Annotated in this window: 23 protein-coding genes; 16 read left to right on the top strand and 7 right to left on the bottom strand. The window is 43.9% G+C overall.

Features of this window, described 5'->3' with window-relative positions; genetic code table 11:
* The 3 genes from JUE95_RS07905 to brnQ all read left to right on the top strand — a co-directional run.
* Positions 1–778: RNA-guided endonuclease InsQ/TnpB family protein (locus JUE95_RS07905; protein WP_203650503.1), on the top strand; the 778-nt coding region annotated here is incomplete at its 5' end.
* A gap of 155 nt (positions 779–933) precedes the next feature.
* Positions 934–1,878, top strand: coding sequence for an amidohydrolase family protein (locus JUE95_RS07900; RefSeq protein WP_203650501.1), 945 nt, complete (start codon positions 934–936; stop codon positions 1,876–1,878).
* Positions 1,879–2,108: 230 nt separating this feature from the next.
* Positions 2,109–3,449: a branched-chain amino acid transport system II carrier protein gene (gene brnQ, locus JUE95_RS07895; protein WP_203650499.1), complete on the top strand. Its 1,341-nt coding sequence runs from the start codon at positions 2,109–2,111 to the stop codon at positions 3,447–3,449.
* Positions 3,450–3,511: 62 nt separating this feature from the next.
* On the opposite strand, the gene JUE95_RS07890 is transcribed toward brnQ, so the two are convergent.
* Entirely contained in the window at positions 3,512–4,144 is a 633-nt protein-coding gene (locus JUE95_RS07890; RefSeq protein ID WP_203650497.1) for a LysM peptidoglycan-binding domain-containing protein, read from the bottom strand.
* Between the two features lie 492 nt (positions 4,145–4,636).
* Between JUE95_RS07890 and nrdD the strand changes: the two genes are divergently transcribed.
* The 3 genes from nrdD (at position 4,637) to JUE95_RS07875 (ending at position 8,925) form a co-directional block, all read left to right on the top strand.
* Positions 4,637–6,835 carry an anaerobic ribonucleoside-triphosphate reductase gene (gene nrdD, locus JUE95_RS07885; RefSeq protein WP_203650495.1) on the top strand — a complete coding sequence of 733 codons (2,199 nt, stop codon included), beginning with the start codon at positions 4,637–4,639 and terminating at the stop codon, positions 6,833–6,835.
* Positions 6,836–6,844: 9 nt separating this feature from the next.
* Positions 6,845–7,429 carry an anaerobic ribonucleoside-triphosphate reductase activating protein gene (gene nrdG / locus JUE95_RS07880; protein ID WP_203650493.1) on the top strand — a complete coding sequence of 195 codons (585 nt, stop codon included), beginning with the start codon at positions 6,845–6,847 and terminating at the stop codon, positions 7,427–7,429.
* Between the two features lie 314 nt (positions 7,430–7,743).
* Positions 7,744–8,925, top strand: coding sequence for an MFS transporter (locus JUE95_RS07875; protein ID WP_203650491.1), 1,182 nt, complete (start codon positions 7,744–7,746; stop codon positions 8,923–8,925).
* Positions 8,926–8,976: 51 nt separating this feature from the next.
* On the opposite strand, the gene JUE95_RS07870 is transcribed toward JUE95_RS07875, so the two are convergent.
* Positions 8,977–9,591: a hypothetical protein gene (locus tag JUE95_RS07870; protein ID WP_203650490.1), complete on the bottom strand. Its 615-nt coding sequence runs from the start codon at positions 9,589–9,591 to the stop codon at positions 8,977–8,979.
* Positions 9,592–9,905: 314 nt separating this feature from the next.
* Here JUE95_RS07870 and JUE95_RS07865 point away from each other — a divergent pair, with 314 nt between their 5' ends.
* From JUE95_RS07865 to JUE95_RS07845, 5 genes are all read left to right on the top strand, one after another.
* Positions 9,906–11,012 carry a GGDEF domain-containing protein gene (locus tag JUE95_RS07865; RefSeq protein ID WP_203650488.1) on the top strand — a complete coding sequence of 369 codons (1,107 nt, stop codon included), beginning with the start codon at positions 9,906–9,908 and terminating at the stop codon, positions 11,010–11,012.
* 75 nt (positions 11,013–11,087) lie between these two features.
* Positions 11,088–11,531, top strand: coding sequence for a universal stress protein (locus tag JUE95_RS07860; protein ID WP_203650486.1), 444 nt, complete (start codon positions 11,088–11,090; stop codon positions 11,529–11,531).
* A 302-nt stretch (positions 11,532–11,833) separates the two neighbouring features.
* Positions 11,834–12,739 (top strand): AraC family transcriptional regulator, encoded by a 906-nt coding sequence (locus JUE95_RS07855; protein WP_235995359.1) that lies wholly within the window; start codon positions 11,834–11,836, stop codon positions 12,737–12,739.
* A gap of 305 nt (positions 12,740–13,044) precedes the next feature.
* Positions 13,045–14,523, top strand: a complete 1,479-nt coding sequence (locus JUE95_RS07850; RefSeq protein ID WP_203650482.1) for an MFS transporter — start codon at positions 13,045–13,047, stop codon at positions 14,521–14,523.
* A gap of 36 nt (positions 14,524–14,559) precedes the next feature.
* Positions 14,560–16,182 carry a glycoside hydrolase family 43 protein gene (locus JUE95_RS07845; RefSeq protein WP_203650480.1) on the top strand — a complete coding sequence of 541 codons (1,623 nt, stop codon included), beginning with the start codon at positions 14,560–14,562 and terminating at the stop codon, positions 16,180–16,182.
* Between the two features lie 115 nt (positions 16,183–16,297).
* On the opposite strand, the gene JUE95_RS07840 is transcribed toward JUE95_RS07845, so the two are convergent.
* The 4 genes from JUE95_RS07840 to JUE95_RS07825 all read right to left on the bottom strand — a co-directional run bounded on the left by JUE95_RS07840 (position 16,298) and on the right by JUE95_RS07825 (position 19,644).
* Entirely contained in the window at positions 16,298–16,828 is a 531-nt protein-coding gene (locus tag JUE95_RS07840) for a hypothetical protein (RefSeq protein ID WP_203650479.1), read from the bottom strand.
* A complete protein-coding gene (locus JUE95_RS07835) occupies positions 16,818–18,440 on the bottom strand; it encodes an APC family permease (RefSeq protein WP_203650477.1) in 1,623 nt (540 codons plus the stop codon). Before JUE95_RS07835 ends, JUE95_RS07840 begins: the two co-directional genes overlap by 11 nt.
* Before the next feature lie 108 nt (positions 18,441–18,548).
* The gene (locus JUE95_RS07830) at positions 18,549–19,064 is read right to left on the bottom strand and encodes a universal stress protein (RefSeq protein ID WP_203650475.1); all 516 of its coding nucleotides are present in this window, start codon (positions 19,062–19,064) and stop codon (positions 18,549–18,551) included.
* 70 nt (positions 19,065–19,134) lie between these two features.
* Positions 19,135–19,644: a YbhB/YbcL family Raf kinase inhibitor-like protein gene (locus tag JUE95_RS07825; RefSeq protein WP_203650473.1), complete on the bottom strand. Its 510-nt coding sequence runs from the start codon at positions 19,642–19,644 to the stop codon at positions 19,135–19,137.
* Positions 19,645–19,824: 180 nt separating this feature from the next.
* Here JUE95_RS07825 and JUE95_RS07820 point away from each other — a divergent pair, with 180 nt between their 5' ends.
* Both JUE95_RS07820 and JUE95_RS07815 read left to right on the top strand, forming a co-directional pair.
* Positions 19,825–20,979, top strand: coding sequence for an ArgE/DapE family deacylase (locus tag JUE95_RS07820; RefSeq protein WP_203650471.1), 1,155 nt, complete (start codon positions 19,825–19,827; stop codon positions 20,977–20,979).
* Between the two features lie 176 nt (positions 20,980–21,155).
* Complete coding sequence (locus JUE95_RS07815; RefSeq protein WP_203650469.1) at positions 21,156–22,043, top strand: DMT family transporter; 888 nt, start codon at positions 21,156–21,158, stop codon at positions 22,041–22,043.
* Between the two features lie 90 nt (positions 22,044–22,133).
* Here JUE95_RS07815 and JUE95_RS07810 read toward each other — a convergent pair whose 3' ends face one another.
* Complete coding sequence (locus JUE95_RS07810; RefSeq protein ID WP_235995357.1) at positions 22,134–22,829, bottom strand: hypothetical protein; 696 nt, start codon at positions 22,827–22,829, stop codon at positions 22,134–22,136.
* A gap of 185 nt (positions 22,830–23,014) precedes the next feature.
* Between JUE95_RS07810 and JUE95_RS07805 the strand changes: the two genes are divergently transcribed.
* The 3 genes from JUE95_RS07805 to JUE95_RS07795 all read left to right on the top strand — a co-directional run bounded on the left by JUE95_RS07805 (position 23,015) and on the right by JUE95_RS07795 (position 25,420).
* The gene (locus JUE95_RS07805; protein WP_203650466.1) at positions 23,015–23,998 is read left to right on the top strand and encodes a LacI family DNA-binding transcriptional regulator; all 984 of its coding nucleotides are present in this window, start codon (positions 23,015–23,017) and stop codon (positions 23,996–23,998) included.
* A 22-nt stretch (positions 23,999–24,020) separates the two neighbouring features.
* A complete protein-coding gene (locus JUE95_RS07800) occupies positions 24,021–24,884 on the top strand; it encodes an aldo/keto reductase (protein ID WP_203650463.1) in 864 nt (287 codons plus the stop codon).
* A 146-nt stretch (positions 24,885–25,030) separates the two neighbouring features.
* Positions 25,031–25,420, top strand: coding sequence for a hypothetical protein (locus JUE95_RS07795; protein WP_203650461.1), 390 nt, complete (start codon positions 25,031–25,033; stop codon positions 25,418–25,420).
* The last annotated feature ends 48 nt before the right edge of the window (positions 25,421–25,468 follow it).

Below are 25,468 nucleotides of genomic sequence, written 5' to 3'. Positions count from 1 at the left end.
CAAGCTTGGCTGGGTCCGTTTGAAAGAGTTTGGCTACATTCCTACAGACTCAGAACATTTTGTGATCAAACAAGGCCGAATCAAATGCAAGGCTGGTAAGTATTATTTGACCTGTTTAGTGGAACAGGCCGAACTGCCAAAGTTAGAACTGACTGGTGATCCTATTGGTATTGACCTTGGCCTAAAAGAATTTGCCATTCTAAATGATGGTACTTTGTATCCTAATCAAAACAAAAGCAGTCGGGTAAGACGGATCAGAAGACATCTGCGCCGACTGCAAAGAAGAACGTCTCGTCAGTATCACGCACTGAAAGCTAGAAGACAGAAAGAAGGGAAATCTGCTACTGATTTAAATCTAGCCAAAACTCAGCGGAAAGTGCAACGCTTATATCAACGATTAACCAACATTCAGTTCAACTATCATAATAAGATTATTGCCACTGTGGTGAGAACCAAACCACGGTGGGTAGCCTTAGAGGATTTGAATGTTAAGGGTATGATGAAAAATCGGCATTTAGCTAAAGCAGTTAGTTATCAGGGGTTCTATAATTTCAGAATCAAATTGATCACTAAATGCCAGCAGTTAGGCATTCCGGTACACTTAACCAATCGTTTTGAACCAACTTCTAAGTTATGCCATCAATGTGGCTATAAAAAAGTTGATTTAAAACTGCAAGATCGAGTTTATGAATGTAGAAATTGCAACTATACCGAAGACCGTGATGTTAATGCGGCCCTGAATATCAGGGATACTGAAAACTTTGAATTAGCCTACTAAAACAGGCTTCAAAACATGTACCGGTGGCTAGCCGGGAATTAACGCTTGTGGACTATCATATCAACTGTATTAGTAAGCTTTATACGAGGCAGGATAGAAAGAAGCAAGAATAATCTATAACTTTTTATAAGTTATCAGTAGCAGGTAAATTTTAAATGACTTATCACAAAATTGATTTTCACGCACACTACCTATCACCCGGCTACAAGAAGTATCTAAAGGACCAGTTTAACGACATGGGTGATGGTGTGCCAACCCCTGAATACTCCATCGACACGACGCTTTCAATCATGGACCAAGTTAATATTGACTACTCCATTATTTCCATCTCTTCACCGCATATCAATACTGGTGAAGAATCAAGCACCATTGAATTAGCTCAGGAAGTTAACGAATACGCCGCAAAGCAGCACCAAAACTATAAGGATAAAATCGGCTTCTTTGCTTCACTGCCATTGCCTTACGTTGATGCTAGCCAGAAAACAATCAAGGCAGCGTATGCTGATGACGCCACCGGTTTTACTTTACCAACGAACTCCCGCGGTATTTACCTTGGTGACAAGCGCTTAGACCCAATTATGCAGACATTGGATGATAACCATGCACTGGTGGCATTGCACCCGAATGCACCAGGCGTGGAAGACCCAACTGTCACAAGTCAGATTCCGGCACCAATCGTAGAATTCTTCTTCGATACGACTCGGACAGTATTAAACATGCTGCAAAACGGGATCTTCACCCGTTATCCAAATATCCGTTTCATCATTCCTCATGCGGGTGCCGTACTACCATTGGTAGCGAGCCGAGTACAAAATTTGGCACAGTCATTGAACCATGATTTAACTGATGATCAAGTGGATATCATGAGTGTATTGAGTAACCAGTACTTTGACGTTGCCGGCATGGTATTGCCGCAGCAGCTGCCAGCATTATTGGAATTAATTGATTCAAACAAGTTGCTGTATGCGTCAGATACACCGTATACGCCAACACCAGCTGTCTTGAATTTATCAAATCAGCTTGAAACGACAGGTTTGTTATCAAATGCTTTGAAGCAGCGGATCTTCATGAAGAATGGGGAAGAGTTGTTAAGGAAGTAGAGCGTGAAAAAGGGCGTTTATGCCCCAGAGTATAAGAGACAGAAGGGAAGTACCGGTCGTTCTTTGACTGGTGCTTCCCTTCTGTCTCTTATACGGCCGGGGCATGCCCTTTTTTACGCGTTTCGGCTATGTAAAATTATCGAGCACCCCAATTTTCATCATTTTCACGCCCTAAAACCTTCCAACAACAGTAAAATAGAAAAAGAATGCTATCAACTGGAGTGAAATACATGTCTACACAAAAATTAAGCACCCGGAACCTGATCTTCATTGGCATGATGTTATTCGGTCTCTTTTTCGGTGCTGGTAATTTAATATTTCCCGTCTTTGTCGGTCAGCAGGCAGGGACGCACTATTGGCCCGCTATGATTGGCTTTTTGATTTCGGGAGTTGGCTTGCCGTTGTTAGGTGTGGCGGCAATCGGGATCACAAAATCAGATGGCCTCTTTCAATTATCGCAAAAGGTTAACCGGTTTTATGCCTATGCGTTCACGATTTTGTTGTACCTCTGTATTGGCCCATTATTTGCTTTACCGCGGCTGGCATCGATTTCATTTGAAGTCGGTTTGAACCCGTTTGTGCCCGTTAAGCACCAGAGTGGAGGACTTTTGATTTATTCGATTCTGTTCTTCTTGGTGGCTTGGTGGTTTGCCCGAAAACCCAGTAAAATTATGGTTTATGTCGGTAAGTTTTTAACGCCTGCTTTTTTGATTTTACTAGCAGCACTATTAATCATGGTGGTGATCAAGCCGATGGGCAGTGGTCAGCTGCCCGTAGGTGGTTATGTGAAATCCCCCGTTGCAGCGGGCTTTACCGCGGGTTATTCCACTATGGATGCATTAGCGGGGTTAGCGTTCGGCATTATTGTCGTCAACGCAATTCGTGAGTTAGGGGTGACGGAACCAACTCGGGTGGCGAGCGATACGATTCAGGCCGGCAGTATTGCGGTGATCTTCATGGCAGTGATTTACAGTTTGCTGGGTCTATTGGGTCGAAACGCACTGGGGCAATTCAGCCGGGCTGCTAACGGTGGTCCGGTATTAGCTAACGTCGCTAATTATTACTTTGGTGATTTTGGAAACCTACTTTTAGCCGTTTTGGTGATCCTAGCTTGTTTGAAAACCGCCATTGGACTGATCACCGCGTTTGGGGATACCTTTAAAGAACTATTTCCGCGTATTCCCTACGCCATATTGATCGTTGTGGCTAGCGCAGTACCGCTGATTTTTGCCAACATTGGCCTGAATCGCTTACTGTTATTTTCCACACCGTTACTTTACTTTATATATCCGCTGGCAATTACTTTGATATTGATGAGTTTATTGACACCGATTCTTGGTGAGTCACGGTGGCTGTTTGGCACCGTAACGGTATTTACTTTGATTCCGGCGGTACTTGATGGGTTAAATGCATTACCAACTGGTTTGCATCATGGCTGGATTGCGGATCTGCTATCGCTGGGCCACTTGTTACCGGGATTCAGCGTTGGCCTCGGCTGGACCGTACCTGCTTTGGCAGGGCTTGCTATCGGCTGGGTTTTCGCAAAAATTACGGCGCATAAAAAAGCTTGAAGACGCAAAAAAACATGACGACATTTTGTCGTCATGTTTTTTAATTAGTGTTTGGGTTTATCTTATAAAGCCCAGGCACCCATACCTTGTGCGTGGTACAGTTGAACCGCTGCATTCACTTGGGCAGTAACGTCACCGCCGTTGATGTGCATGTTTTGGAACAGACCGTAAGCACCGCTTGAACTGTTGCGAACGCCTGCGTTCCAGCCGGATTCACGTGTGATGATTGCGTTCCAAGTTGAGGCAGAAACACCAGTCCGTGAAGCCATTTGGTTCAAGACGTAGCTCTTCATGTTGCTGCCGTTGTAACTTGCTGAACCAGCGTTGTTAGTGGTTTGGTTAGCAGTCGTGTTGGCTGACTGTGCCTTGTAGCCACTGTAATTGTTGGTTTGGCTATTGCCATTGTAAGCTGAAGTAGATTGACTAGTAGTAGCTGGTTGAGTAGCCGTAGTTTGGCTAGTCGTTGAGCCATCAGGAATTGTCAGCTTGTCACCAGGCATGATCAAGTGGTTGCTGATGTGGTTTGCTTGTTCGATAGAGTTGATAGTGGTGTGGAAGGTCTGTGAGATCCCCCATACTGAGTCACCTGACTTAACAGTGTAAGTCGTAGATGCGCTGGCACCAGTTGCGCCGGCGAAGAACAAACCAATAGCTGCTGCGGATGTTGCTAAAATTGAAGTAACGAATTTTTTCAAGTATATACACTCCTATAATTTAAACCTGTGAGGTCCATCAATGTGTCGATTCATATCAATCAACAGGACTGAGTTTACATGGTAGGTATTACCCTGACGTATCACTGAATTTAAGAAAATAAGTCACTGTGCAACAATAAATCGAGTTTTCGTAACATTTGAAATAATGAAGAAATGTTTAAGGGGATAGTATAAACGGGGTGAGGTCGTGTACGGGGAACGTTTTTTGAATCGGATATCACGTCGAAAGATGTTAAAGATATTACTGAAAAATGAGTTTTAGACATACAAAGCACTGAAAAATATTTTCCACACAGTTCTAGAATACTTTGACAATCAATACTATATATTGTGGTTATATTTGGAAATTCTTTAAAATTGTACACAATATATGGTTGTCACGGTCCGCTTGACCCTATATTATGTATTTATGTAGTAAAAAAAGTAACTATATATAGAACGTATATAACGTTACGTTTGGAGTTGATCGGAATGCAAGAACCAAAAGCATTAACAATAGAAACATTAACCGTTCTCAAACGGGATGGCCGTTCCGTTAAGTTCGATACCAAGAAAATCGAACGGGCAATCAAACGAGCCGCTATTTCGGTTGATTCAGAGCTGACGGATGAGGACCATCACGCTATTGATGACGTGGTGGAGGCTGTTTTGACTGAAATTAGCAACCGGTTCAAAGAAAACGTCAAGATCTACGAAATTCAAAGTATTGTTGAACATGAATTAATGGAACGTCAGCAGCTTGATTGGGCAAAAGCCTACATTAATTACCGTGCTCAAAAAGATCTCAAACGAAATCAAGCCACTGATATTAACTTTACGATTCAAAAACTGTTAGATAAAGATGAAACAGTGGTCAACGAAAATGCCAATAAAGATAGCCACGTCTTTAATACCCAACGTGATCTGACAGCAGGTACAGTTGCCAGAAGTATGGGGTTGAAGATGCTGCCCCCGAAAGTTGCCAATGCGCATTTAAAGGGTGACATTCACTGGCACGATTTGGACTATCAACCATACAGCCCCATGACGAACTGCTGCTTAATCGATTTCAAGGAAATGCTGAACCACGGTTTCAAGATTGGAAATGCCGAAGTTGAGCCGCCTCACTCAATTCAGACGGCAACGGCTCAGATGTCGCAAATCATTGCCAACGTGGCTTCCAGTCAGTATGGTGGCTGTTCAGCTGACCGGGTTGACCAGCTGCTGGCACCATTTGCACTGAAAAACTACGACAAACATATGGTGGATGCTAAAAAATGGATCGAAGGCGAAGACCGTCAAAAAGCCTTTGCTAAGCAAAAGACCATTAAAGATATTGACGATGCTATGCAGGCGTTGGAATACGAAATCAACACACTGTACTCATCGCAAGGCCAAACACCATTTACTACCCTTGGTTTTGGACTGGGGACTAGCTGGGTTGAACGGGAGATTCAAAAGGCAATTCTGCACGTTCGAATTGAAGGTTTAGGCAAGGAGAAGCGGACTGCCATTTTCCCCAAATTAGTCTTTACCATTAAACGTGGACTGAACTTGAACCCCGAAGATCCGAACTATGATATCAAAGAGCTGGCTGTGGAATGCGCAACCAAGCGGATGTATCCCGATGTTTTAATGTACGATAAACTGGTTGAACTGACCGGTTCATTTAAAGCACCAATGGGCTGCCGTAGTTTCTTGCAGGGTTGGAAAGATGAGAATGGCAAGGAAGTAAACGCAGGGCGGATGAACCTTGGCGTTGTGACGCTTAACTTGCCAAGAATCGCGCTTGAGTCAAAGGGTGATCAAGATAAGTTCTGGTCCATCTTGAAGGAACGGCTAGCTATCTGCAAAGAAGCACTGGTCTTCAAAGTTAACCGTGCTAAGCAAGCTACCCCAGAGAACGCGCCAATCCTTTATGAATATGGGGCCTTTGGTAAGCGGCTGAAGCCAACGGATTCCGTTGACGAATTATTCAAAAATCGTCGGGCCACGGTTTCGCTCGGCTACATCGGCCTTTACGAAGTTGGCACTGTCTTTTATGGGCCAACTTGGGAACATAATCCAGAAGCAAAGCAATTTACTATTGATGTGGTCAAGAAACTGTATACCAGCTGCAAAGCCTGGGAAAATCAGTACGGCTACCACTTCAGCGTCTATGCAACGCCAGCTGAAAGTTTGACTAACACCTTCTGCCAAGCCGATATCAAGAAGTTTGGCCGGGTTAAAGACGTTACGGATAAGGAATACTATACGAACAGTTTCCATTACGATGTCCGTAAAGCACCAACCCCATTTGAGAAAATTGATTTTGAAAAAGATTACCCGCCATACAGTGCCGGTGGGTTCATCCACTACTGCGAATATCCTAACTTGAAGCAGAACCCCAAGGCTTTGGAAGCGGTTTGGGACTACGCTTATGATCGAATCGGTTATTTAGGTACCAACACACCAATTGACCAATGCTTCAAATGCGGTTTCAAAGGTGAATTTAAACCAACGGCGCGCGGTTTCGAATGCCCTGAGTGCGGTAATACTGATCCAGCTACTTGTGACGTGGTTAAGCGGACTTGCGGCTACCTTGGTAACCCGAACCAGCGGCCAATGGTTCACGGCCGGCACGTTGAAATTGCCAGCCGGGTCAAGCACATGACTTTAGGTAACGATAACAATAATATTGCAAGACAGTAGGGTGACAGTATGCAGACAAAAAAGGTGAGATTACCAAAGAATCCCCAGCCCAAAGAATGGCTGGCGGATGACTTAAGTGAACAGCGAATTGCGAGCTATAAGCCGTTTAACTTTGTGGATGGTGAAGGTGTGCGGTGCAGTCTGTACGTGAGCGGCTGTAAATTCAGCTGCCCGGGCTGTTACAACAAAATTGCCCAAAGTTTCCATTATGGTACGCCGTATACGCAGGACTTAGAAGATCAGATCATTAAAGATTTGGGTCAGTCTTACGTTCAGGGCCTAACGCTATTGGGTGGTGAACCATTTCTGAATACCCAGGTCTGCAACCGACTGTGTCATCGGATCCGTAAAGAATTTGGTCACGAAAAGGATATTTGGAGCTGGTCTGGTTATACATGGGACGAACTCATGAAGGAATCAGACGATAAAAAAGAGCTGTTAAGTTTGATTGATATTTTAGTGGATGGCAGATTCCTACAATCTAAGATGGATTTAACGCTGCAGTTCCGTGGCAGCAGTAATCAACGCATTATTAATGTCCCTGAATCGTTAAAGAGTGGGAAAGTTGTGATTTGGGATGGGTTAGTAAAGTAGAGCGAGGAGCAACACGGGTTGACTCCAGAGTATAACGACAATAAGACGGGTTCCCTGAACTTGGGGAACCCGTCTTATTGTCGTTATACGGCCGGAGTCGGGGTTGCGGAGCGCGTTTCAGCTAGATAACAGTGAACCAAAGGGGCAGGTTCCCTGAACTTAGTTAAATTACTTTAAGGGGTAACAATCATCAAAACAACTAATCCAACAATTCCAAACGTGCTCTAAAAGGCATTAATTTCCTCTAAACAACTTATTTTTCCATCAAAAGTGTAGTAAGCTAGTACAGGATAAAGTTCAGGAGGAATTTAACTTTGAGTAAATATCGGTTACAGGCCATTGTTTTTGTTTTAGTAGCGTTCATGTTAGGCTGCAATGAATTCATGGTTGTGGGGATATTGTCTGATATTGCCACCCATCTACACGTTTCGATTGCTGCAGTTGGCTACTTGGTAACGATTTTTGCCACGGTGTATGCCATAAGTACACCATTTATCACGATCTTAACCAGTAAGTATAGCCGGTATAAGACGCTGCTAGTTCTGATGGTGATCTTCTTAATCGGTAATACCTTAAGCGGGTTAGCTACTAGTTACTGGTCGATGCTGATATCTCGGGTGGTCACGGCGTCAGTTGCCGGCTCGATTATTTCGCTGATCATGACTTTTACCACAACCGTTGCACCACGTGAAAAGCGGGCAAGTCTAGTTTCTTGGGTGTTTGCCGGCTTCAGTATTGCATCAGTTATTGGTGTACCAATTGGAACAACCATCAGTACGAATTATAGTTGGCGCTACGCTTTTTTCGCAGTTTCTCTAATCACCGTTATCATTTTCTTCCTATTAGTATGGTTATTGCCTAAGCACGTTAAACAAGTTCAGGGGTCAATTATGGGACAACTGAGTCTGCTGAAAGACCGACGTATTTATCTGGCCATTATTTTGGTACTTTTTACAGCTGCAACTATGTATGGGTATTACACGTATATTCGCCCACTGCTAACTACCGCGCTGGGGTTTAGTACTGCTAGTCTGAATATCTTGCTCTTTGTTATCGGTATCATGAGCATTATCAGTAATCGATGGTCAGGCTGGATTGCGGAGAAGGGCGGCTTGAGCAGCATGCCTCATTACTACGTGGCTGATATTATTTTGTTAGTGCTGCTACCATTGGCATTGACAACCAAGGTTTCAGGATTAGCGGTTCTTTTTATCTTGTCTTTGATCGTAACGCTAGTTAATTCACCCATTCAAATTCACTTTATCAATACAGCTGAACGAGAATATCCGCAATCGCTGGTCTTGGCTTCGTCACTTAATTCAATCTTCTTTAACTTCGGCATTTCATTAGGATCTGCCACGTCATCCATACTAGTTGGCGTTATCGGACTGAATAATATTAGTTTAGGTTCCGCGGTGTATGCACTGCTTTCACTGGGTCTCATTATTGCACTCAATCGGGCTATAAAAGCTAAGCAAAATAACCGAGAAGCATAATAAAACCGCGTTAACCAATCCAGATGATTGGTTAACGCGGTTTTATTTAGCCTATGCAATTCCTTCAAGGTTACTAGGTTCCTCTAAATAAGGAATGTAGAAAGGTTGAGAGGCTTTTTTGTTAGTTGCGGTGACTGTATAAGTTAATTTAGGCTTATATTGCTTGAGTGACAGCCTGAAGTTTGCTTGTTTACCGTTTCCCGTGTTCTTACTCTGAAGCAGCTTCTTGCCGCTAAAGAGGCGTACGGTTCGGTGTGAGCTCAATGTGTCGACGGTTATGGAAGCATCTGATTTCGTTCGGACTTCGCCAAAATCAATAATATCGATAGTAGCATAGGCTGAACGTGTCAGTTTTTTAACCGCAGTAACCCGTTGATGACTACTCGTTGTACCATACAGTTCAAAGGTTTTGTAACCAGTAAACTGATAGTTCAACTTATAAGTATGATGCTTTAATTGATAGTAGCTCGTGTGGTGATTGTACTCAACAGCGAGCAGTTTTGCAGATTTTGGCGCTGTGACCTGCGCATTCAATCGAGATGATGCGTACGTTACTTTCTGAGTGCTAAGCTTAGGCAAAGACTTCGCGGAAGCTGATGGTGAAGTCGCAAGGATTACTCCAAACAGTACCAGAAACAGGCCGGAAATAAACAGTAATTTTCGCATGCACTCTCCTTTATATGACGGATGAAAAATAACAGACAATCGTGATGATATCACATTTCAGTTATATCGTAAAGACAGGTTCAATATACAAAAGACGTATATAAGAGTGCCAAGTATGACAGTTTGGACTTGAGATTGCAAGGATTTATTACCGTTTAAAAATAATATTGAAAATAATTGATCCCTTTCGATTTGAAGAGAGATTACTCTTCGTAAACCCATTATTTTCAGACTTTTTCACGGACGCAATTTGTTTACCATTGAGCTTAAAAACTTTATAATTAAGGAAACGATTCGCCAGGGAGGGTGCCGCAATGGGGATGATAACAGCTATCTTTTTACTCAGCTTTATCAATATTGGCTTTATTGGTGTCCTGCAGCGGTTAATGCATGAGCTGGATCATGATATTGAAGGTAAGAATCCCTCTCCGTGGCGAACGGAACTGCTGTATACGGGATACTTTGCTGTAATAGTAGCATTTGTATTCGTGATGGCCATTCGTTCCTCACCTTTGGAGCGGTTAATGTGGGTCAACTGCGCGATGATACTGATGATGAGTTATACGGACGCGGTAAAGACGCGGCTTAATATCATTTTGCCGCTGGTATTAACGGTGGCGTTGTTTTTCCTCATCAACAGGACCTTCAGTATTTGGTTGATTGTTACACTGATCATTGGAATTGCGTTGCTGATGATGGAGCGGCAATGGTTTTTCCCGTTTGATCAGCACCCAATCGTAATCTTAGCCGTTAAGGGCTGTGTAGGGGGCATTTCATGGGTGGGCTTAACAGTGATGCTCCATCTACCGTTGAAGGTGCCCATCAGCATGTATACGGTGTATCTAGTCGTCACGGCTTTGATCTACCGTTACATGGTGCTTATTCGGCGGGAACATATTAACAATATTGATACGGCGAGAAACGTGCTCTACGATAATTTGACCCACGCCCGTAATTGGCTAAGCTTTCGATCGGATGCCGATGATTATTTTGATAATTATAGCGAATTAAGTATTATAGCAATGGATATTGATAATTTTAAACAGATCAATGACACGTACGGGCACTTGGCGGGCAACGCAACGCTGATTCAGTTCTCTAACCGTTTGGAGGACATTCTCGCGCAACAAACTAACGGTGCGCGGCTTTATCGAACCGGGGGCGAGGAATTTACGATCCTTTATCCAGGCGTCACGGGAGAAGCAGTTGTTCAAATAGCGGAAGAGCTTCAGGAGACGGTTCGTAATATAAAGACAACCACCGAAAAAGGTGACCAAATCACGGTGACAATTTCAATGGGCGTCGAAAATCGTCATGAGAATGATAAGAATGCATTAGAAATTTTTAAACGTGCTGATCGGCTGCTGTATGAGTCCAAGCGAAGCGGTAAGAATCGAATTTCAATTGGTACAAAGCAATAAGTTTTGGTACAATGAAAAGTGAAGTCAAAGTTCGCTTAACTTTTTTAAATACATGACGAGAGGGAGCAGATGAGAATGGCTGAATTAGATCCAAAAAAATTTAAGCACATTTTAGTTGGAGTTGATGATTCACCGGATGCACAATTAGCTTTTAGGTACGCAATGAACCGTGCCAAAGAGGACGATGCTGAGATGACCATTACTTCAATTCTGGAATCCGATGACATGAATGTGTACCAAGCTTTGAATAAAGACTTTGTACATGGTCAGCGTGATGAATTAGAGAAGCATATTTTAGGCTATCGGGATCTGGCAGTGCGGTTTGGGATTAAGAAAGTCAACGTTATCATTGGTGAAGGCGATCCTGGTGAAACCATTGTTAAGCAGATTATCCCGCAGATTAAGCCCGATTTACTGATTGTCGGCTCACTGTCCAAAAAGGGTATCCGGAAACGTTTTGGTTCTCAAGCGGCTTACATGGCTAAGTACGCACCGATTTCGGTGTTGGTGATCCGATAATTTTGGTTTGATTGATTGTGAAGTCTGTGCTGTCTATATGACAGTGCAGGCTTTTTTATTGCAGTAATAAGCGTTGCAATTTAAAGCTGTTAACAAGTGGGTCTTACCAAAAAAAGATTGAGTAAATAATCACAAAACCGAGAGAAGAAATATCACAAAATGACAAAAATCAGTCACTAAAAGTCAACTATTTGTAATTTATCTTGGCTGATAAATTTGACTAATGAATAAATATTGCATATGATAAAATTAAAAGGCGATTACTGCGGTTGGGGATATTTGACCAGAGGATGGTGGGTTTGATGACAAAACGATTTGTGTCACTACCAGTGGTGGAATCAAGTATTTATATTTTTGGCGGACATCAGCGAACGGTACCTGGCGGCTGGAGCTTTTTTGAACAAAAGCATCAGGTATTTGAGCTCATGTGTACCATTGAGGGGAATCAGACGACGGAGATTAAGGGCGTTTCTGAGTATACTTATGGGCCGGGTGATGCAATGATTATTTCACCTGGAACCTTGCATACTAATTGGAACACCAGTAAAACTGACGAAATGACTTATATTACCTTTCACTTTAATATCGAGAGTTTGGAGCTGAAATCAGAAATTATTAGCACAATGGCAAACAAAGTGTTGAAAGCGGATACAGAGATTGCGCAGTTAGCGATGCAAACCGCACAGCAAATGGTGTCGGACAGTGAGAAAGATGATCTTAGTTCAGAGAAGTTAAAAATTAAAGTTCAGATCAACCTACTGAAATTCCTTCATGGCCTAATGATTTATAATGAACATCAAGACGGATCACAGTCCAAGTTTTCAGAACGCGAAGCCCAAACTGCCCGTGAAATCGCAACAATGATTGAAGATAAAACCGAACAGGATGAATTGAGCCATTTTTCCTTTGGCGATATTTGCCGGGAATTAGGTATTAGTCAGGGACATGGTCATCGAGTATTCAAAAAGGTTTATGGCATCACACCGCTGCACTATGCTGACGAGCAGAAATACCGAAAGGCAAAATTGTTGCTGGGCTCCCCAGAAAATTCAATCGAAGAGGTTGCCTATAAGATGGGGGCTAGCAGTATCTCTAACTTTAGTAAGCAGTTTAAGAAGTGGTCCGGCATTACGCCAAGTAAATATCAACGTCAAATGATTGGAAAGCGCTCGGTTAAAAACGTTAAAGAAGGCGGATATTTCGAATAAATTATCATCTAAAATGAATATTAAGTCAATATAAAGCTCACCATTATCGTTAATGGTGAGCTTTATATTACAGCCGTAATATCACAATTTGACTAAAAATAGGCATAAATAGAGATAGTCGGACTACTTGGAAGCGATTACAATAAATGTATAACAAGTTAACTTGTGATTCAAAAAGTTAGTTGTGAAAATTAAGTCAGCGTACAGCCCGGGCATTGTAAGTTACAGAGAGAACTTAATGTCGATTTGGTTGTTTTAATTGACCAACTAATCCGTGTAATTAATTTTGATTGGAGGAAATAATTATGGCATCTGTGCCTAAGCAAGAAACTGTCGAGCAAAACGACGAATTTGCCAAGTTATCTTGGCGTGAGCGTATAAGTTATGGGGCCGGTGACCTCGCACAAAACCTGATTTTCGGGACGATTGGTTCCATGCTCTTATTTTATTTGACTACCGTTTATGGTATTTCAGCCGCTGCCGGTGCAACGATTTTCTTAGTTGTTCGGTGGATCAACGTTTTCTGGGATCCATGGGTTGGTGCGTATGTTGACCGTCACAAGTTTAATCCTAAGGTTGGTAAATACCGTCCGTACTTGATTAAGTTTGGGATTCCGTTGACTATTCTGTCAGCACTGCTATTTTTACCAATTCCAGCTGTTCGTGGCAATATTCTCTATGCTTTCTTAGCATACATGGCAACCGCGATGGTTTACTCAATGGTTAATATTCCTTATGGTGCGTTAAACGCTTCCTTAACTCGTGATAACGATGAGGTTTCAACTTTAACCACTGTTCGTATGACGGAAGCTAATATCGGTAACCTGCTGGTTTACACCTTCTTGCCATTATTCGTTCAATTAGCTTCTCCGGACAAAGCTTTAAAGGATATCGGTTTCTTCGGTATCAAATTAAATCTTGGGAACTATGCTTCGCCTAAAGCCGGTGGTGCTTACTTCCTTGTGATGTCTATCTACATGGTTATTGGGTTTATTATGTTGCTGTTCACTTACTTTGGTGTTAAAGAAAGAATTTTACCAACCAAGGAAGAGTCAGCTTCCGTTAAATACAGTGACTTATTTGGTGAAATCAAACGCAACAAGCCGCTGCAAATCCTTGGTTTGTTCTTCTTGATCGGTTTCACGTTCATGTTCTTTGGTAACACTGTATGGCCATTCTACATGCAATATAACGTTGGTCACCCAGAATGGATGGCTTCAATCAACTTGATTGGTTCAATTCCAGGTATCTTCTTAGTATTCTTATGGCCAATCGTTCGTAAAAAGATTGGTAAGAAGGGCTTCTTCTACCTATTCTTGAGTTTGTTCATTGTTGGTTCATTAGTTCTCTGGGCATGGTCATTACCAGGCTTCAAGGATCAAACAATGCTTGGCTACATCGGTCGTTTCTTACAACAATGGGGCTTAACTGCCGCTACCGGTTACATGTGGTCAATGGTGCCAGAAGTTGTTTCATATGGCGAATACAAGTCTAAGAAACGGGTTGCTGGTATTATTAACGCCATCATGGGTCTGTTCTTCAAGATTGGACTAGCTCTTGGTGGAATTATCCCAGGTTACATTAACGCCTTCTTCAAGTTTGATGGTGCTGCCGCTCACCAATCTGCCTCAGCAATGATGGGGATCCAGTGGTCAATGATCTGGATTCCAATCGTGTTAGCCGTTGTCGCAATGCTGATCATGAGCCGTTATCCATTAAGTGACAAGCGAATCGCTGAAATCAACGTTGAACTTGAAGCTGAACGTAAAGCAAAGCGCGTTTAATTTAACACTAATATTTAGTCTGAAAGGAAGATTTTCATGAAGATTCAGAACCCAGTTTTACATGGTTTTAATGCTGACCCAAGTATGGTTCGTGTTGGTGATACTTACTACATTGCCAATTCAACCTTCGAATGGTTCCCAGGCGTTCGCTTACACGAATCCAAGGACCTCGTTCACTGGAACCTATTGCCTTCACCATTATCAACAACCACTTTACTGGACATGAAGGGTAATCCCAGTTCAGGTGGTATTTGGGCACCAGATTTAACCTATGCTGATGGTAAGTTCTGGTTGATCTACACCGACGTTAAAATTACTGAAGGTGCGTTTAAGGATATGACCAACTATCTTACAACTGCCACTGACATTCGCGGACCATGGGCTGATCCAATTCGTGTTAACGGTGTTGGTTTTGATGCCTCACTGTTCCACGATGATGATGGCCGCAAGTACCTGGTTCAGCAAACTTGGGATCACCGTGAATATCACCACCCATTTAACGGGATTACCTTAACTGAATTTGACACCGATACCATGAAGTTGAAGCCGCAAACGGCCAGAACCATTTACACTGGGACGAAGGTTAAATTGGTTGAAGGTCCGCATCTGTACAAGATCAACGGTTACTACTACTTGTTTGCAGCCCAGGGCGGGACAGTTTACACTCACCAAGAAGTCGTCGCGCGTTCGAAGACGCTCGATGCCTTGTCATTCGAGTCAGAACCAGACGGTCCGTTCCTGACCAACTTTGATACCCCTGATTTTGGTATTCAAAAGCAGGGTCATGGTGCACTTGTCAACACACCAAGCGGCGACGAATGGTACTACGCTTCACTTTGCGGCCGTCCATGGAACCACGAAAATGAGTCGGCTTATGATCCTCGCGGCTGGTGCACATTAGGCCGTGAAACTTCCATTCAAAAAGTTGAATGGGATGACGAAGGCTGGCCACGGGTTGTCGGCGGTCACGGTGGTCAAATGGAAGTTGATGCCCCTAAGGATGCTATTTTAACGGAAGCACCTAAAGACGGTTCTCAGCACGATGAGTTTGATACACCAAAGCTTAACGATGAATGGAACACTTTACGGACACCATTCACTGCTGAAAAGGGTTCATTTGGCGATGGTCATTTAACCTTGATCGGTAAAAATTCACTGGCAAGTACCTTCGATGTTTCAATGATTGCTCGTCGTTGGCAAGCCTTCAACTTTGATGCTGAAACCAAAGTGAAGTTTGATCCATTTACGTATCAGCAGATGGCTGGCTTAACGAACTTCTACAACGAAAAGCACTGGTCATTCGTCTTTATTACTTGGGATGAAAAGAAGGGTCACGTTATCGAAGTCGGCGAAAACAACAACGGTGACTACACTTCATACCTGAAAGATGATGCCATTGCGATTCCAGAAGGAACGGACTACGTTTGGTTCAAGGTCAAAGCTCGTAAGCAGTCATACAGTTACGAATACTCGTTTGATGGTCAAAACTGGCACGAGATTCCGGTTACGCTTGATGCAGCCATCTTATCAGATGACTACGTTCTGCAGAATTACGGTGGCTTCTTCACCGGTGCCTTTGTTGGTTTAGCAGCCGTCGATTATGCTGGTTATGATCAACCCGCAACCTTCGACTACTTTGACTACAAAGAATTGGATTAAACATGATGGATCTTTAAAAAAACAACTCACCGCACATACGAACGAACTTAACCGGTGAAAATAAATAGCTGGGTTATCGGTTTATGACTGATAGCCCAGCTATTTTAATTACCAGTTATTTATTTTGACCCTTGGTTTTCCAATACCTAGTCACGTAGTAGTTTTGCCGGCTCACATAGTCAATTACCATGACGTCTGCCTTATCGATTAGAGTAGGCGCGCCAAAGGAGACGGATTCAAAGTCTACTAACTGCAACCCAATTTGATGCGCGCTCACCATCGACACCCGACCAGCGTATATGTCCGGGCCAGTAATGACGCTGATCAATCGTTGCTCACCCTGGCACTCGGCCAGCAAGTGATCAATGGATTGCCAGTGATTGGGGAGTTGATCCGCTAGCTTAAATGCATCAAAGATACCGGCCGCTTGATTTTCCTTGATCATGGTTTGGCAGAAGTCCAAGTAAGCTGAGTCGGCAATCGTCTTGGAAATGTGCGATCTATCGATGATTTCCACGCTGTCTATCTGACCGTTGTCGTCGATTGCCACGACCAATAGCTGGTATGGTGTTTCGGCGATAACCGTACCGACGATAAAGGAGTCGTCATCGTCTTCTAAATAAATCTCCAATAGTCTATTCGTCATCTTCCATTTCGCCTCGTTCCTTGGCTTCCTGATTGAGTTTTTGCGCCTTGTCAAAATCTTCGGTGACAATATAGCTGCGAATACCCCACCAGTAGAAGGCCAGTGAAGCAATAATGATCACAATGAAGTCCAGCGGATACGGAATCCAGTTTTGACCGTTAAATTGATGACTGCCAATGTAGGACATGATTGAAATGAAAACGAGGTAACCAATCATCCACCCGCTAGCCTTAAAAGCCTGCCGAGTTGAGACGAAGCGGTTGCGCCATTCATAGTAGAAGTAAAAGGGCAGTCCCAATAAAATGATAAAAATCACTTCAACAGTGGTTGGCCACATTGCCCAGTAAGTCGCTAGTGAAGCCAGTACAAAGGAAATTGGAGCGACCCATGGCAGCCACTTAAGCCGAATTGGCCGATACAGTTTTGAGCCCATTTTACGCAGTGAAATAGCCGTTACTGGTCCGGTCAGATACGCGATGAGGGTAGCTGTCGACAGTACCGTTGCCAGTACTGCCCATGACCGAAAGACGGTAACCATCACCATGCTCAGTGCAGTATTCACCATCATAGCATTGCGGGGAATCCCATATTTAAAATTGATTTTGCCCAGAAAATGCGGCACGTGGCGGTTACCTTCCATAGCAAACAATGCTCGCGCCGTGTTTGCCACGAAGGAGACACCAGTCCCAAATGGCGACACGAAGGCGTCCATGTACAGCAATACGGATAGCCAGTGGATACCTAACAGAATCGCCATGTCGGCAAACGGTGAGTTAAAGACGATACCGTGCCAGCCAGTAGCAGCAATCATTTTTGGTGGAATGGCCGTGATGAAAGTACTTTGTAAGATGATGTACAAAATACCGCTGATCAGCAGTGAAATGGTGATTCCACGGCCGATATTTTTCTTTGGGTGTTCGATCTCGCCACCCATATTGATGACGGTTTGAAAGGCGTCAAATGAGAAGATGATGCCGGCAGCGGATGTGGCGGTAAAAATTGGCGCAGAACCATAGGGCATAAACTCGTGGAGATTACTGCCGTAGTTGCCCGGATGGAAGCCTGACATGGTCAGCATCACGATGGTTAATAGCGGGATACCGATTTTAAAAACTGAAATTAAACTGGTGAAGCGGGTTAAGATCGTAACCGACCAGAAGTTAAGGGCAGTAAACACAATAATAAAGCCGAACACCACAAAAAGGCCGCTATTGGTGATTACACCATTGCTGAGGAAGTGGTGGGTCCAGCTCGCCCATGACCAGGGCCAGGTACTCATGTACTGAACGGCGGCCACCGCTTCGATGGGAATTAGGGTGATTAATGAGACCCAGTTTGCCCACGCGGCGATGAACCCAAGCAGTGAACCGTGAGAATACTGGGCATACTTGCTCATTCCTCCTGATTCTGGGAACATGGCACCAATTTCAACGTAGTCATAGGCAATGGAGCCAATGACTAAGCCACCAATGATCCACGAAAAAATAGCAGCTGGTCCAGCAATTTTAGTGGCCTCCCACGAACCAAACAGCCAGCCAGAGCCAATTAAGGATCCCAATGCTAGCATAACCAGTTGGAAGAGGTTAATTTTTTTGAATTTTGGTGCTTCCATATATTCTCTCCCCGTATTTGTATATCTTAAACGTTATGAATAAGTATGAAAGAAGGGTCGAATTGAAAGACTGTCAATTCGATCCTTCCAGCTAATGTCGTATGCTGATTACTTATCTTCTTGTTCCTGGCTCATCTTTGTCCGGAAGGGACTTTCGATTTTATGGCCGGGTTCGTTATCCAAATTAGTACGCACAACGAGTACGTCACAAGCTGCGTTGCGGGTAACAAAGTCCGTAACGGAACCAGTCATGACACGTTCCAAGGCCCCCATTCCAGTAGCCCCCATCATGATTAAATCATTCTGGTGTTCCCTGGTAAAATCGAGGGCGATGACTGTTTTCGGGTTACCAAAGCGAATGTGTGTACTGACATCAGTTAAACCGTACTTTTCTTTAATCTGGCTTGCTAGTTCAGCTAGATACTCCGTAGCATCTTCGACCAGTGAGTTGACGATACTGCCGTTTGCCAGCCCGCCATAGTAGTTGGACTGGTGGGTATCGATGATACTTAATAAGTCCAGGTGGGATTCGTTTCGGGTTGCAACACCGATAGCCTTTGCCAGCGCTAATTCAGCGAATTTTGAGGTATCCAGTGGTACAGCAATCGATTTGTATTTTAACATGTTTCTTTCTCCCCTATGTTAAGCAGCTTGTGCTTTGATTGATGGATCAGGTTTCAATTGAAACAGATTTCTAGACACGGCTTAAAACAACCTGGGTTGCTTCTGCGAGAACGTGTCCCTCCATGGCGTCATGTAACTGATTAAGCCAAAAGCCGTCTTTCAGTGGTAATTTTGTATCTAAGGCGTAGACGGTTACCGTGTAGCGGTGGTCTTCGTTTGGCGGTACTGGGCCTGCATAATGTTGGCTGGTTTGAATGTCTTGGTTATGAAGTAAACCGCCAGCAGTGGAATTATTGCCGAAAGTCATGGGAACTTCGCCACTTTGACTAGCGTTTTCAGGAATCGTTGTTAAATTACCTGGTAGGTTAGCAGCAACCCAGTGGATCCATGTAAACCCGCTCACGGGAATTGCGTCATGGTCGATCATGGTTACTGCATAAGTCTTGGTTTCCGTGGGTGCGTCGGTAATTTCGATTGGGAATGACCGGACGGGCCCGTTATTAATTCGGTATTTCTCCGGTGCGTATTTACCGTAGATATCAGGCAAATAGCCATTTGTAACTGGCACTTTGATTTCCATCATCTCACGCTCCTTTGTCGAACTTGTTTCTATTATAACTCAATTCATGGTTAACGAGACAACTACTGTTTAATGGGGGATGATGTTGAAAATATTCGACATTAGTCTGTAATTCGCATTGCATTCCAGGTTTGTGGCGGAGTATGCTGTTTCTAAATAACGATAAAGCGGAGGGGCACAGTGGAAAATACTGAAAAAATTGGAATTTTACAAAAACTAATTCAAATCAAGTCGGTCAATGGTAACGAAGCAGCTGTTGCGCGTTATATTGCGTCTTTATTTGAACCCTATCAGCAGGCAGCTAAAGTCGTGTTTGTGCCTTATTCGCCAGGCCGAGACAATCTGGTGGTGACCATCGGTGATGCTAATGGTAAGCAATTGGGCTTATCCGGTCACGAAGACGTGGTCGACCCAGGTGAACTGAACGCTTGGCACCATGACCCGTTTGTAGGTGAAATAGTGGATGGCAACCTTTATGGGCGTGGTGCTTCAGACATGAAAAGCGGACTGGCGGCTATTGTGATTGCGATGCTGGAAATATTGGCAGATAAAACACCTTTGAAGGGATCGATTCGGCTACTGGCAACCGTGGGTGAAGAAACCGGTGAATACGGAGCTGCACAGCTGACTAAAGCTGGCTATGCTGATAATTTGGCGGGCCTGATCATTGCCGAACCCACTGGCTTGGATAAAATTGCTTATACGGCCCGCGGCGTCATTGATTACCATGTTGATTCAATCGGTAAATCCGTTCACAGCGCGCAGTCCAATAAGGGAATCAATGCGATTGATAATCTGATCGTCTTTTATAACGAGATTACTGAGATTATGAAACGATTTGATAAGATGGATCCCGTTTTAGGCGGATTACTGCACAACGTCGATTTGATTTCCGGTGGTGAACAGATCAACACGATTCCTGGCCAGGCCCGCTTATCGGCTAACGTCCGGACCATTCCGGCGTACCCGAACCAAATGATATATGATATACTGGAAAAACTTGTCCACCGTTTAAACGACCGGCCAGGGTTTCAATTAAAGCTTTCATACAGTTATCCAGAAGAAGCGGTTCCGGGACGACCGGATGCACCGCTGGTTAAACTTGCGCAAAAGATTGGTCACCGCGTAATCGGTAATCGGGTGATTCCAGTGGGCGCTGGCGGTGCCAGTGATGCGTCAGAGTTCTTACAGGCAAAAGCCCGGTTTTCAGCAATTGTTTACGGGCCTGGAACGAATACGTCTCACGAAGCGGATGAGTACGTTGAGGTTGAGCAATTTTTACAGGCAACTGAGCTGTACCGGAAGCTGGCGCTGGCGTTTTTGGCGGGAGAATAGTCAGATGCCCTTGTTTGTGGTTTGATTGTATATTGCCTAATCAGGCTACAGAAAGCAGAGAGCTGCATGTAAGCCAACTCCGCCATAAATCCAAGCCCGGGATTTTTGGCAGAGTCAGCTTACACTCCGCTCTCTAAGCGCTTTCTTCCACACCTTATCTTATAAAGGAGTCCCTCATGCAAATTTCAAAAGGACGCGCCAATTTTATGCTGCTTGCTGCAGCCATGATTTGGGGCGCCGGTTACATTTTTTCTAAAATGGCTACTAATGCCAATATGCAAGCTGGTCTGATCAACGCTATTCGTGGTTTTATCTATGCTGGTTTAGCCTTTCTTTTTTTCCACAATGCTATTTTGAAGATGACCAAGGCCGATCTGCGGCTTGGATTGGTCGCCGGGTTTATCAACTTCTTGGGTTACCAGTTCCAAACCTGGGGATTACGGTTTACCACACCTTCAAACAACGCGTTTTTAACGGCGATTTACGTGGTCATTATCCCCATCATTATTTGGTTTATGTATAAGCGTCGGCCCGAACCGAAGAGCTATCTTGCCATTATTATTGCAATCGTTGGGATGGGCTTTTTAACCAGTATTTTGCACAATGGGTTTACGCTTCATATCGGTGATTTGTTAACCCTTATTTCAGCCTTTTTCTACGCGCTTCAAATTGTTTACTTTGGAATGCGCGCCACTAACACCAGTCCCTTCGTGCTGTCATTTATGATGGGAATTACGCAGGGTGGATTTGGGCTGATCTGGACGCTGCTGTTTGAACGGGTCAGTTATGGGGCAATTAACTGGCAGGCTGGTTTATGGCCAGTGATCGTTTTAGGAATTCTTTCCTCGTTTGGCGCTCAGACACTGCAAATTGTTGGTCAACGCTTCACTGATCCGACGCCGGCTGGTCTGATTTTAATGACGGAATCGATGTTTGGCAGTATTTTCTCGGTGCTCTTAGGTTTTGAACCGTTTACCGTGCATTTACTGTTGGGTGGTGTGCTGATTATCATTGCCATTTTAATCATGCAGTTGGATTTTTCGCGGTTTCAATCAGTTGAATAGAAAGGTAAATCAAAAGCAGCGTTTGTAAGACACCACTAGGTGTCTTACAAACGCTGCTTTTGATCAAGTTCGACTGAATAATGCGACTCATTACTTCACGAAGCGCAGCACGTAGTTGCCCTGTGCATCTGAAGTAATCGTATAGGTAGAATATCCATCCTTCAGCCATTGCGATTTCGTGGCTTGGGCCCAACTCTTCGCGTCTGAGACGGAAGAGAAGGTATGAGGCTGACTGAATGTGATGGATCCTGAGTTGTTTCTATTGTTGTCGGTTTTCTTGGAAGATGACCCAGCTGAGTTAGAAGTAGTATTGGCGGAGCTGGACGATTGCTGAGTAGTAGCCTTGGTCTTGGTGTCGTCTAGCTTTTTTTGTTCGCTGTTCTTAATTGTTGCATCTGATTCCTGATTAATCGAACTTTGCAAAGAGCTTCGCTGAGATGAAGTGATCCCTTTATCATCATACATTGAACCGTTTGAGCGGTCATCAGTAGAATTGCTTGGGTCTGAACTAGGCGCATCGTTTTCAGACGCGCTACCAGACTCGGTGTTACTAGAACTATTATCCTTAACAGATTGTTCGGTGTTTTGAGCACCATTTTCGACTTTAGTCGAGCGGTTAGCAAGCCAGACGCCAACACCCACGATCAGCACAAGTGTGACTAAGAAGCTGATGATAATCTGTCGGAAGCGCGACGGTCGTTTTGGCGGCTTACGCTTCGGAGATGACTGATTATCAGTGTTGAAATTATAGCGTTGCATGCGCGATTGCGGTTCTTGATTATTCACGTAAAATACCTCCAATATCAAGAACAGCGAACAAGCCATTAAAATACTACTAAGGTAAGTTTAACTCATTTAGGTTTAAAGTTTACTATTTTTTATCGATTTTGTAAAATTTGCACTTTGTAAATAAAACGGGCGGTTTATGGTAAAATTAAAGGTAACGTTGTAAAGGGGAGAGGGTGATCTAATTGGTTGCAACGATTAAAGACGTTGCCGAGGCAGCCGGTGTTTCGGCCGCAACGGTTTCTCGGGTTCTCGCTAAGAAAAAGGGGTTCTATTCAGAATCTACGGCACACCGGGTTCGCAAAATTGCCACATCATTAGGATACGAAAAAAATACCAGTGCAGTTGAGCTGGTTACCCAGAAAAGCCAAGTGATCGGTGTGATCATTTCATCGACAAGGACTAACTTTTCCGAAAAAATTATTGATGGGATTCAAGACGAGGCGATTAAGCATAATCTCAGTGTCATCATGCTTTACGCTGGGCAAAACAACCCGGAATTACAAGAACGGGCATTACGGACACTGATAGAACGAGCTGTTAAAGGCATTTTAGTCGTGGCCATTCAACTTACTGACGAGAACTTGGCACTGCTGCAAGGGGCACAAATTCCTTATCGATTTCTATCAACCGCGTACAACAGTGATCGGTTACCCTCGATTGCTTCCAACGATTACCAGATCGGTTATCAGGCAACTCGGTATTTGATCAAGCGGGGACATCGAAAGATTGGGCTGGTGGCGATGGATACCACTGACTATATCGGTCAGCAACGGGTCGCCGGCTACCAGGCTGCTATGAGTGAAGTGAAATTGCCAACCAATGACGAGTGGATCAAAGTTGGGATGTACACCTATGAGGATGGCGTTAGGGCCATGAAATCTTTCGGTCAGCAGCCCGATGTGACCGCCATTATTGGCGCCAGTGATTTGGCAGCAATCGGTGTTTTGAACCAGGCCGTTCAGTTTCACATTAAAGTGCCGGATCAACTGGCAATCATAAGTATTGATGGCACTTATTTAGCTGAAATTGTGCGACCGCAGTTAACCACGGTAACTCAGGGATTTTATGATATGGGTACTTTGGGAACGCGAATGCTGCTGGACCAAGAGAACCGAACAACATCGCAGTTTACGCCCATTAAGATTGAAACACGTCAGAGTACGTGAATTTTGAAAGGTGGTTTTTATTGTGCATAATGATATTCCTCAAATTCCTTTAGCAAATGGTAATACGATTCCTCAGCTGGGCTTGGGTGTTTTCCAGGTCGATAACGAGAGTGATATTAAAAATTCCGTTAAGTGGGCACTAGAAGCTGGCTATCGGCATATTGATACCGCTGCTTACTATGGTAATGAGCAGTGGGTCGGGGAGGCCATTCGCGAAAGCGGCTTAGATCGCAAAGACCTATTTGTGACGTCAAAGCTCTGGAACAACGTTCGTGGTTATGACGAAACCAAGCAAGCATTCCAAGAAAGCTTGGATAAACTAGGACTAGATTACCTGGACCTTTATTTGATTCACTGGCCAGCACCAGGCTACGTTGATAGTTGGAAAGCCATGGAAGATCTTTACCGCGACGGCAAGATCAAGAACATCGGGGTTTCTAACTTTGAACAAAATCAACTGGAAGACTTAATGAGTAAGTCCGATATCAAGCCAGAAATCGACCAGGTTGAAACCCACCCATACTTCCAGCAAACAGAACTTCACGCCTATTTGGAGAGCCAAGGAATTCAGCACGAAGCCTGGAGCCCGCTTGGTGGCGGTAAGAACAGTGCCATCAAGGATCCATTGTTCGAAAAGTTGGCCAAAGCCCACAATGTTACCCCAGCACAAGTGATTTTGCGTTGGCACGTTCAACGTGAAGAAATCGTGATTCCAAAGTCAATTCACGAAGATCGAGTTAAGGATAATCGCGACATCTTCGCCTTTGGACTTGATGAAGCTGAAATGGCTGAGATTGCTAAACTGGATCAGGGCAAGCGAGTTGGACCAGATCCACAAGACATCGAGTGGCTGAAAAAATCTCAAAAATATGGTGCTCGTAAATAAGCAGGTTAATAGTCTGAGTAGCAGTCGTTTGACTGGTATTTGGGCTATTTTTATTTGCCGGCAAGTTTGCTTCACTAGGTCAGCTTCGTTAAAATAATGGTATGGTTTCTTGAACGGTTGAAGCAACAAAGCGGAGGGGCGATTTTTTGACACATCGAGCAAAATGGATGACGATATCCGTTATCATTTACGTGATTTTTGTTAGCTGTGCAGTAGAATTCAAGTTACTTGATCCAGCCAAGATTGGTTTGTCATGGACCGTTTTCTGGTATATTGCTGCTGCTGGTTTCACGTACTACTTTTACTTTAAAAATATGGCCTATCAAGAAGTGATTTATTACGCTCGGCAGTTTCATTTAACGAAAACGGACTTGGAGGCCATGGTACCAGGCCGTAAGAGTACGGCGGAGGTACCGGATCCAGAACATCCAAGCATTTTGACGCCGCTTATTCAGGTACCGTTGAGTGTCACTAATCGGTTGACGGATGTGTTAGAAAAACGGGCCAAAGAAGAAAACGTGACATCATTTAAATAATCAAAACGCGCAGTCGCATTTCTACGGCTGCGCGTTTTAATTTCTATC

It is taken from the genome of Secundilactobacillus yichangensis (genome assembly GCF_016861565.1).
Classification (GTDB): Bacteria; Bacillota; Bacilli; order Lactobacillales; family Lactobacillaceae; genus Secundilactobacillus; species Secundilactobacillus yichangensis.
Note: the sequence above shows the minus strand (reverse complement) of the source record. Positions and strands in the feature narration are given on the sequence as shown.

Excerpts from the sequence above, each read along its gene's own strand:
- JUE95_RS07900 (WP_203650501.1), top strand. The coding sequence starts at position 934 with ATGACTTATCACAAAATTGATTTTCACGCACACTACCTATCACCCGGC.
- brnQ (WP_203650499.1), top strand. The coding sequence starts at position 2,109 with ATGTCTACACAAAAATTAAGCACCCGGAACCTGATCTTCATTGGCATG.
- nrdD (WP_203650495.1), top strand. The coding sequence starts at position 4,637 with ATGCAAGAACCAAAAGCATTAACAATAGAAACATTAACCGTTCTCAAA.
- nrdG (WP_203650493.1), top strand. The coding sequence starts at position 6,845 with ATGCAGACAAAAAAGGTGAGATTACCAAAGAATCCCCAGCCCAAAGAA.
- JUE95_RS07870 (WP_203650490.1), bottom strand. The coding sequence starts at position 9,591 with ATGCGAAAATTACTGTTTATTTCCGGCCTGTTTCTGGTACTGTTTGGA.
- JUE95_RS07865 (WP_203650488.1), top strand. The coding sequence starts at position 9,906 with ATGGGGATGATAACAGCTATCTTTTTACTCAGCTTTATCAATATTGGC.
- JUE95_RS07860 (WP_203650486.1), top strand. The coding sequence starts at position 11,088 with ATGGCTGAATTAGATCCAAAAAAATTTAAGCACATTTTAGTTGGAGTT.
- JUE95_RS07855 (WP_235995359.1), top strand. The coding sequence starts at position 11,834 with ATGACAAAACGATTTGTGTCACTACCAGTGGTGGAATCAAGTATTTAT.
- JUE95_RS07850 (WP_203650482.1), top strand. The coding sequence starts at position 13,045 with ATGGCATCTGTGCCTAAGCAAGAAACTGTCGAGCAAAACGACGAATTT.
- JUE95_RS07845 (WP_203650480.1), top strand. The coding sequence starts at position 14,560 with ATGAAGATTCAGAACCCAGTTTTACATGGTTTTAATGCTGACCCAAGT.
- JUE95_RS07840 (WP_203650479.1), bottom strand. The coding sequence starts at position 16,828 with ATGACGAATAGACTATTGGAGATTTATTTAGAAGACGATGACGACTCC.
- JUE95_RS07835 (WP_203650477.1), bottom strand. The coding sequence starts at position 18,440 with ATGGAAGCACCAAAATTCAAAAAAATTAACCTCTTCCAACTGGTTATG.
- JUE95_RS07830 (WP_203650475.1), bottom strand. The coding sequence starts at position 19,064 with ATGTTAAAATACAAATCGATTGCTGTACCACTGGATACCTCAAAATTC.
- JUE95_RS07825 (WP_203650473.1), bottom strand. The coding sequence starts at position 19,644 with ATGGAAATCAAAGTGCCAGTTACAAATGGCTATTTGCCTGATATCTAC.
- JUE95_RS07815 (WP_203650469.1), top strand. The coding sequence starts at position 21,156 with ATGCAAATTTCAAAAGGACGCGCCAATTTTATGCTGCTTGCTGCAGCC.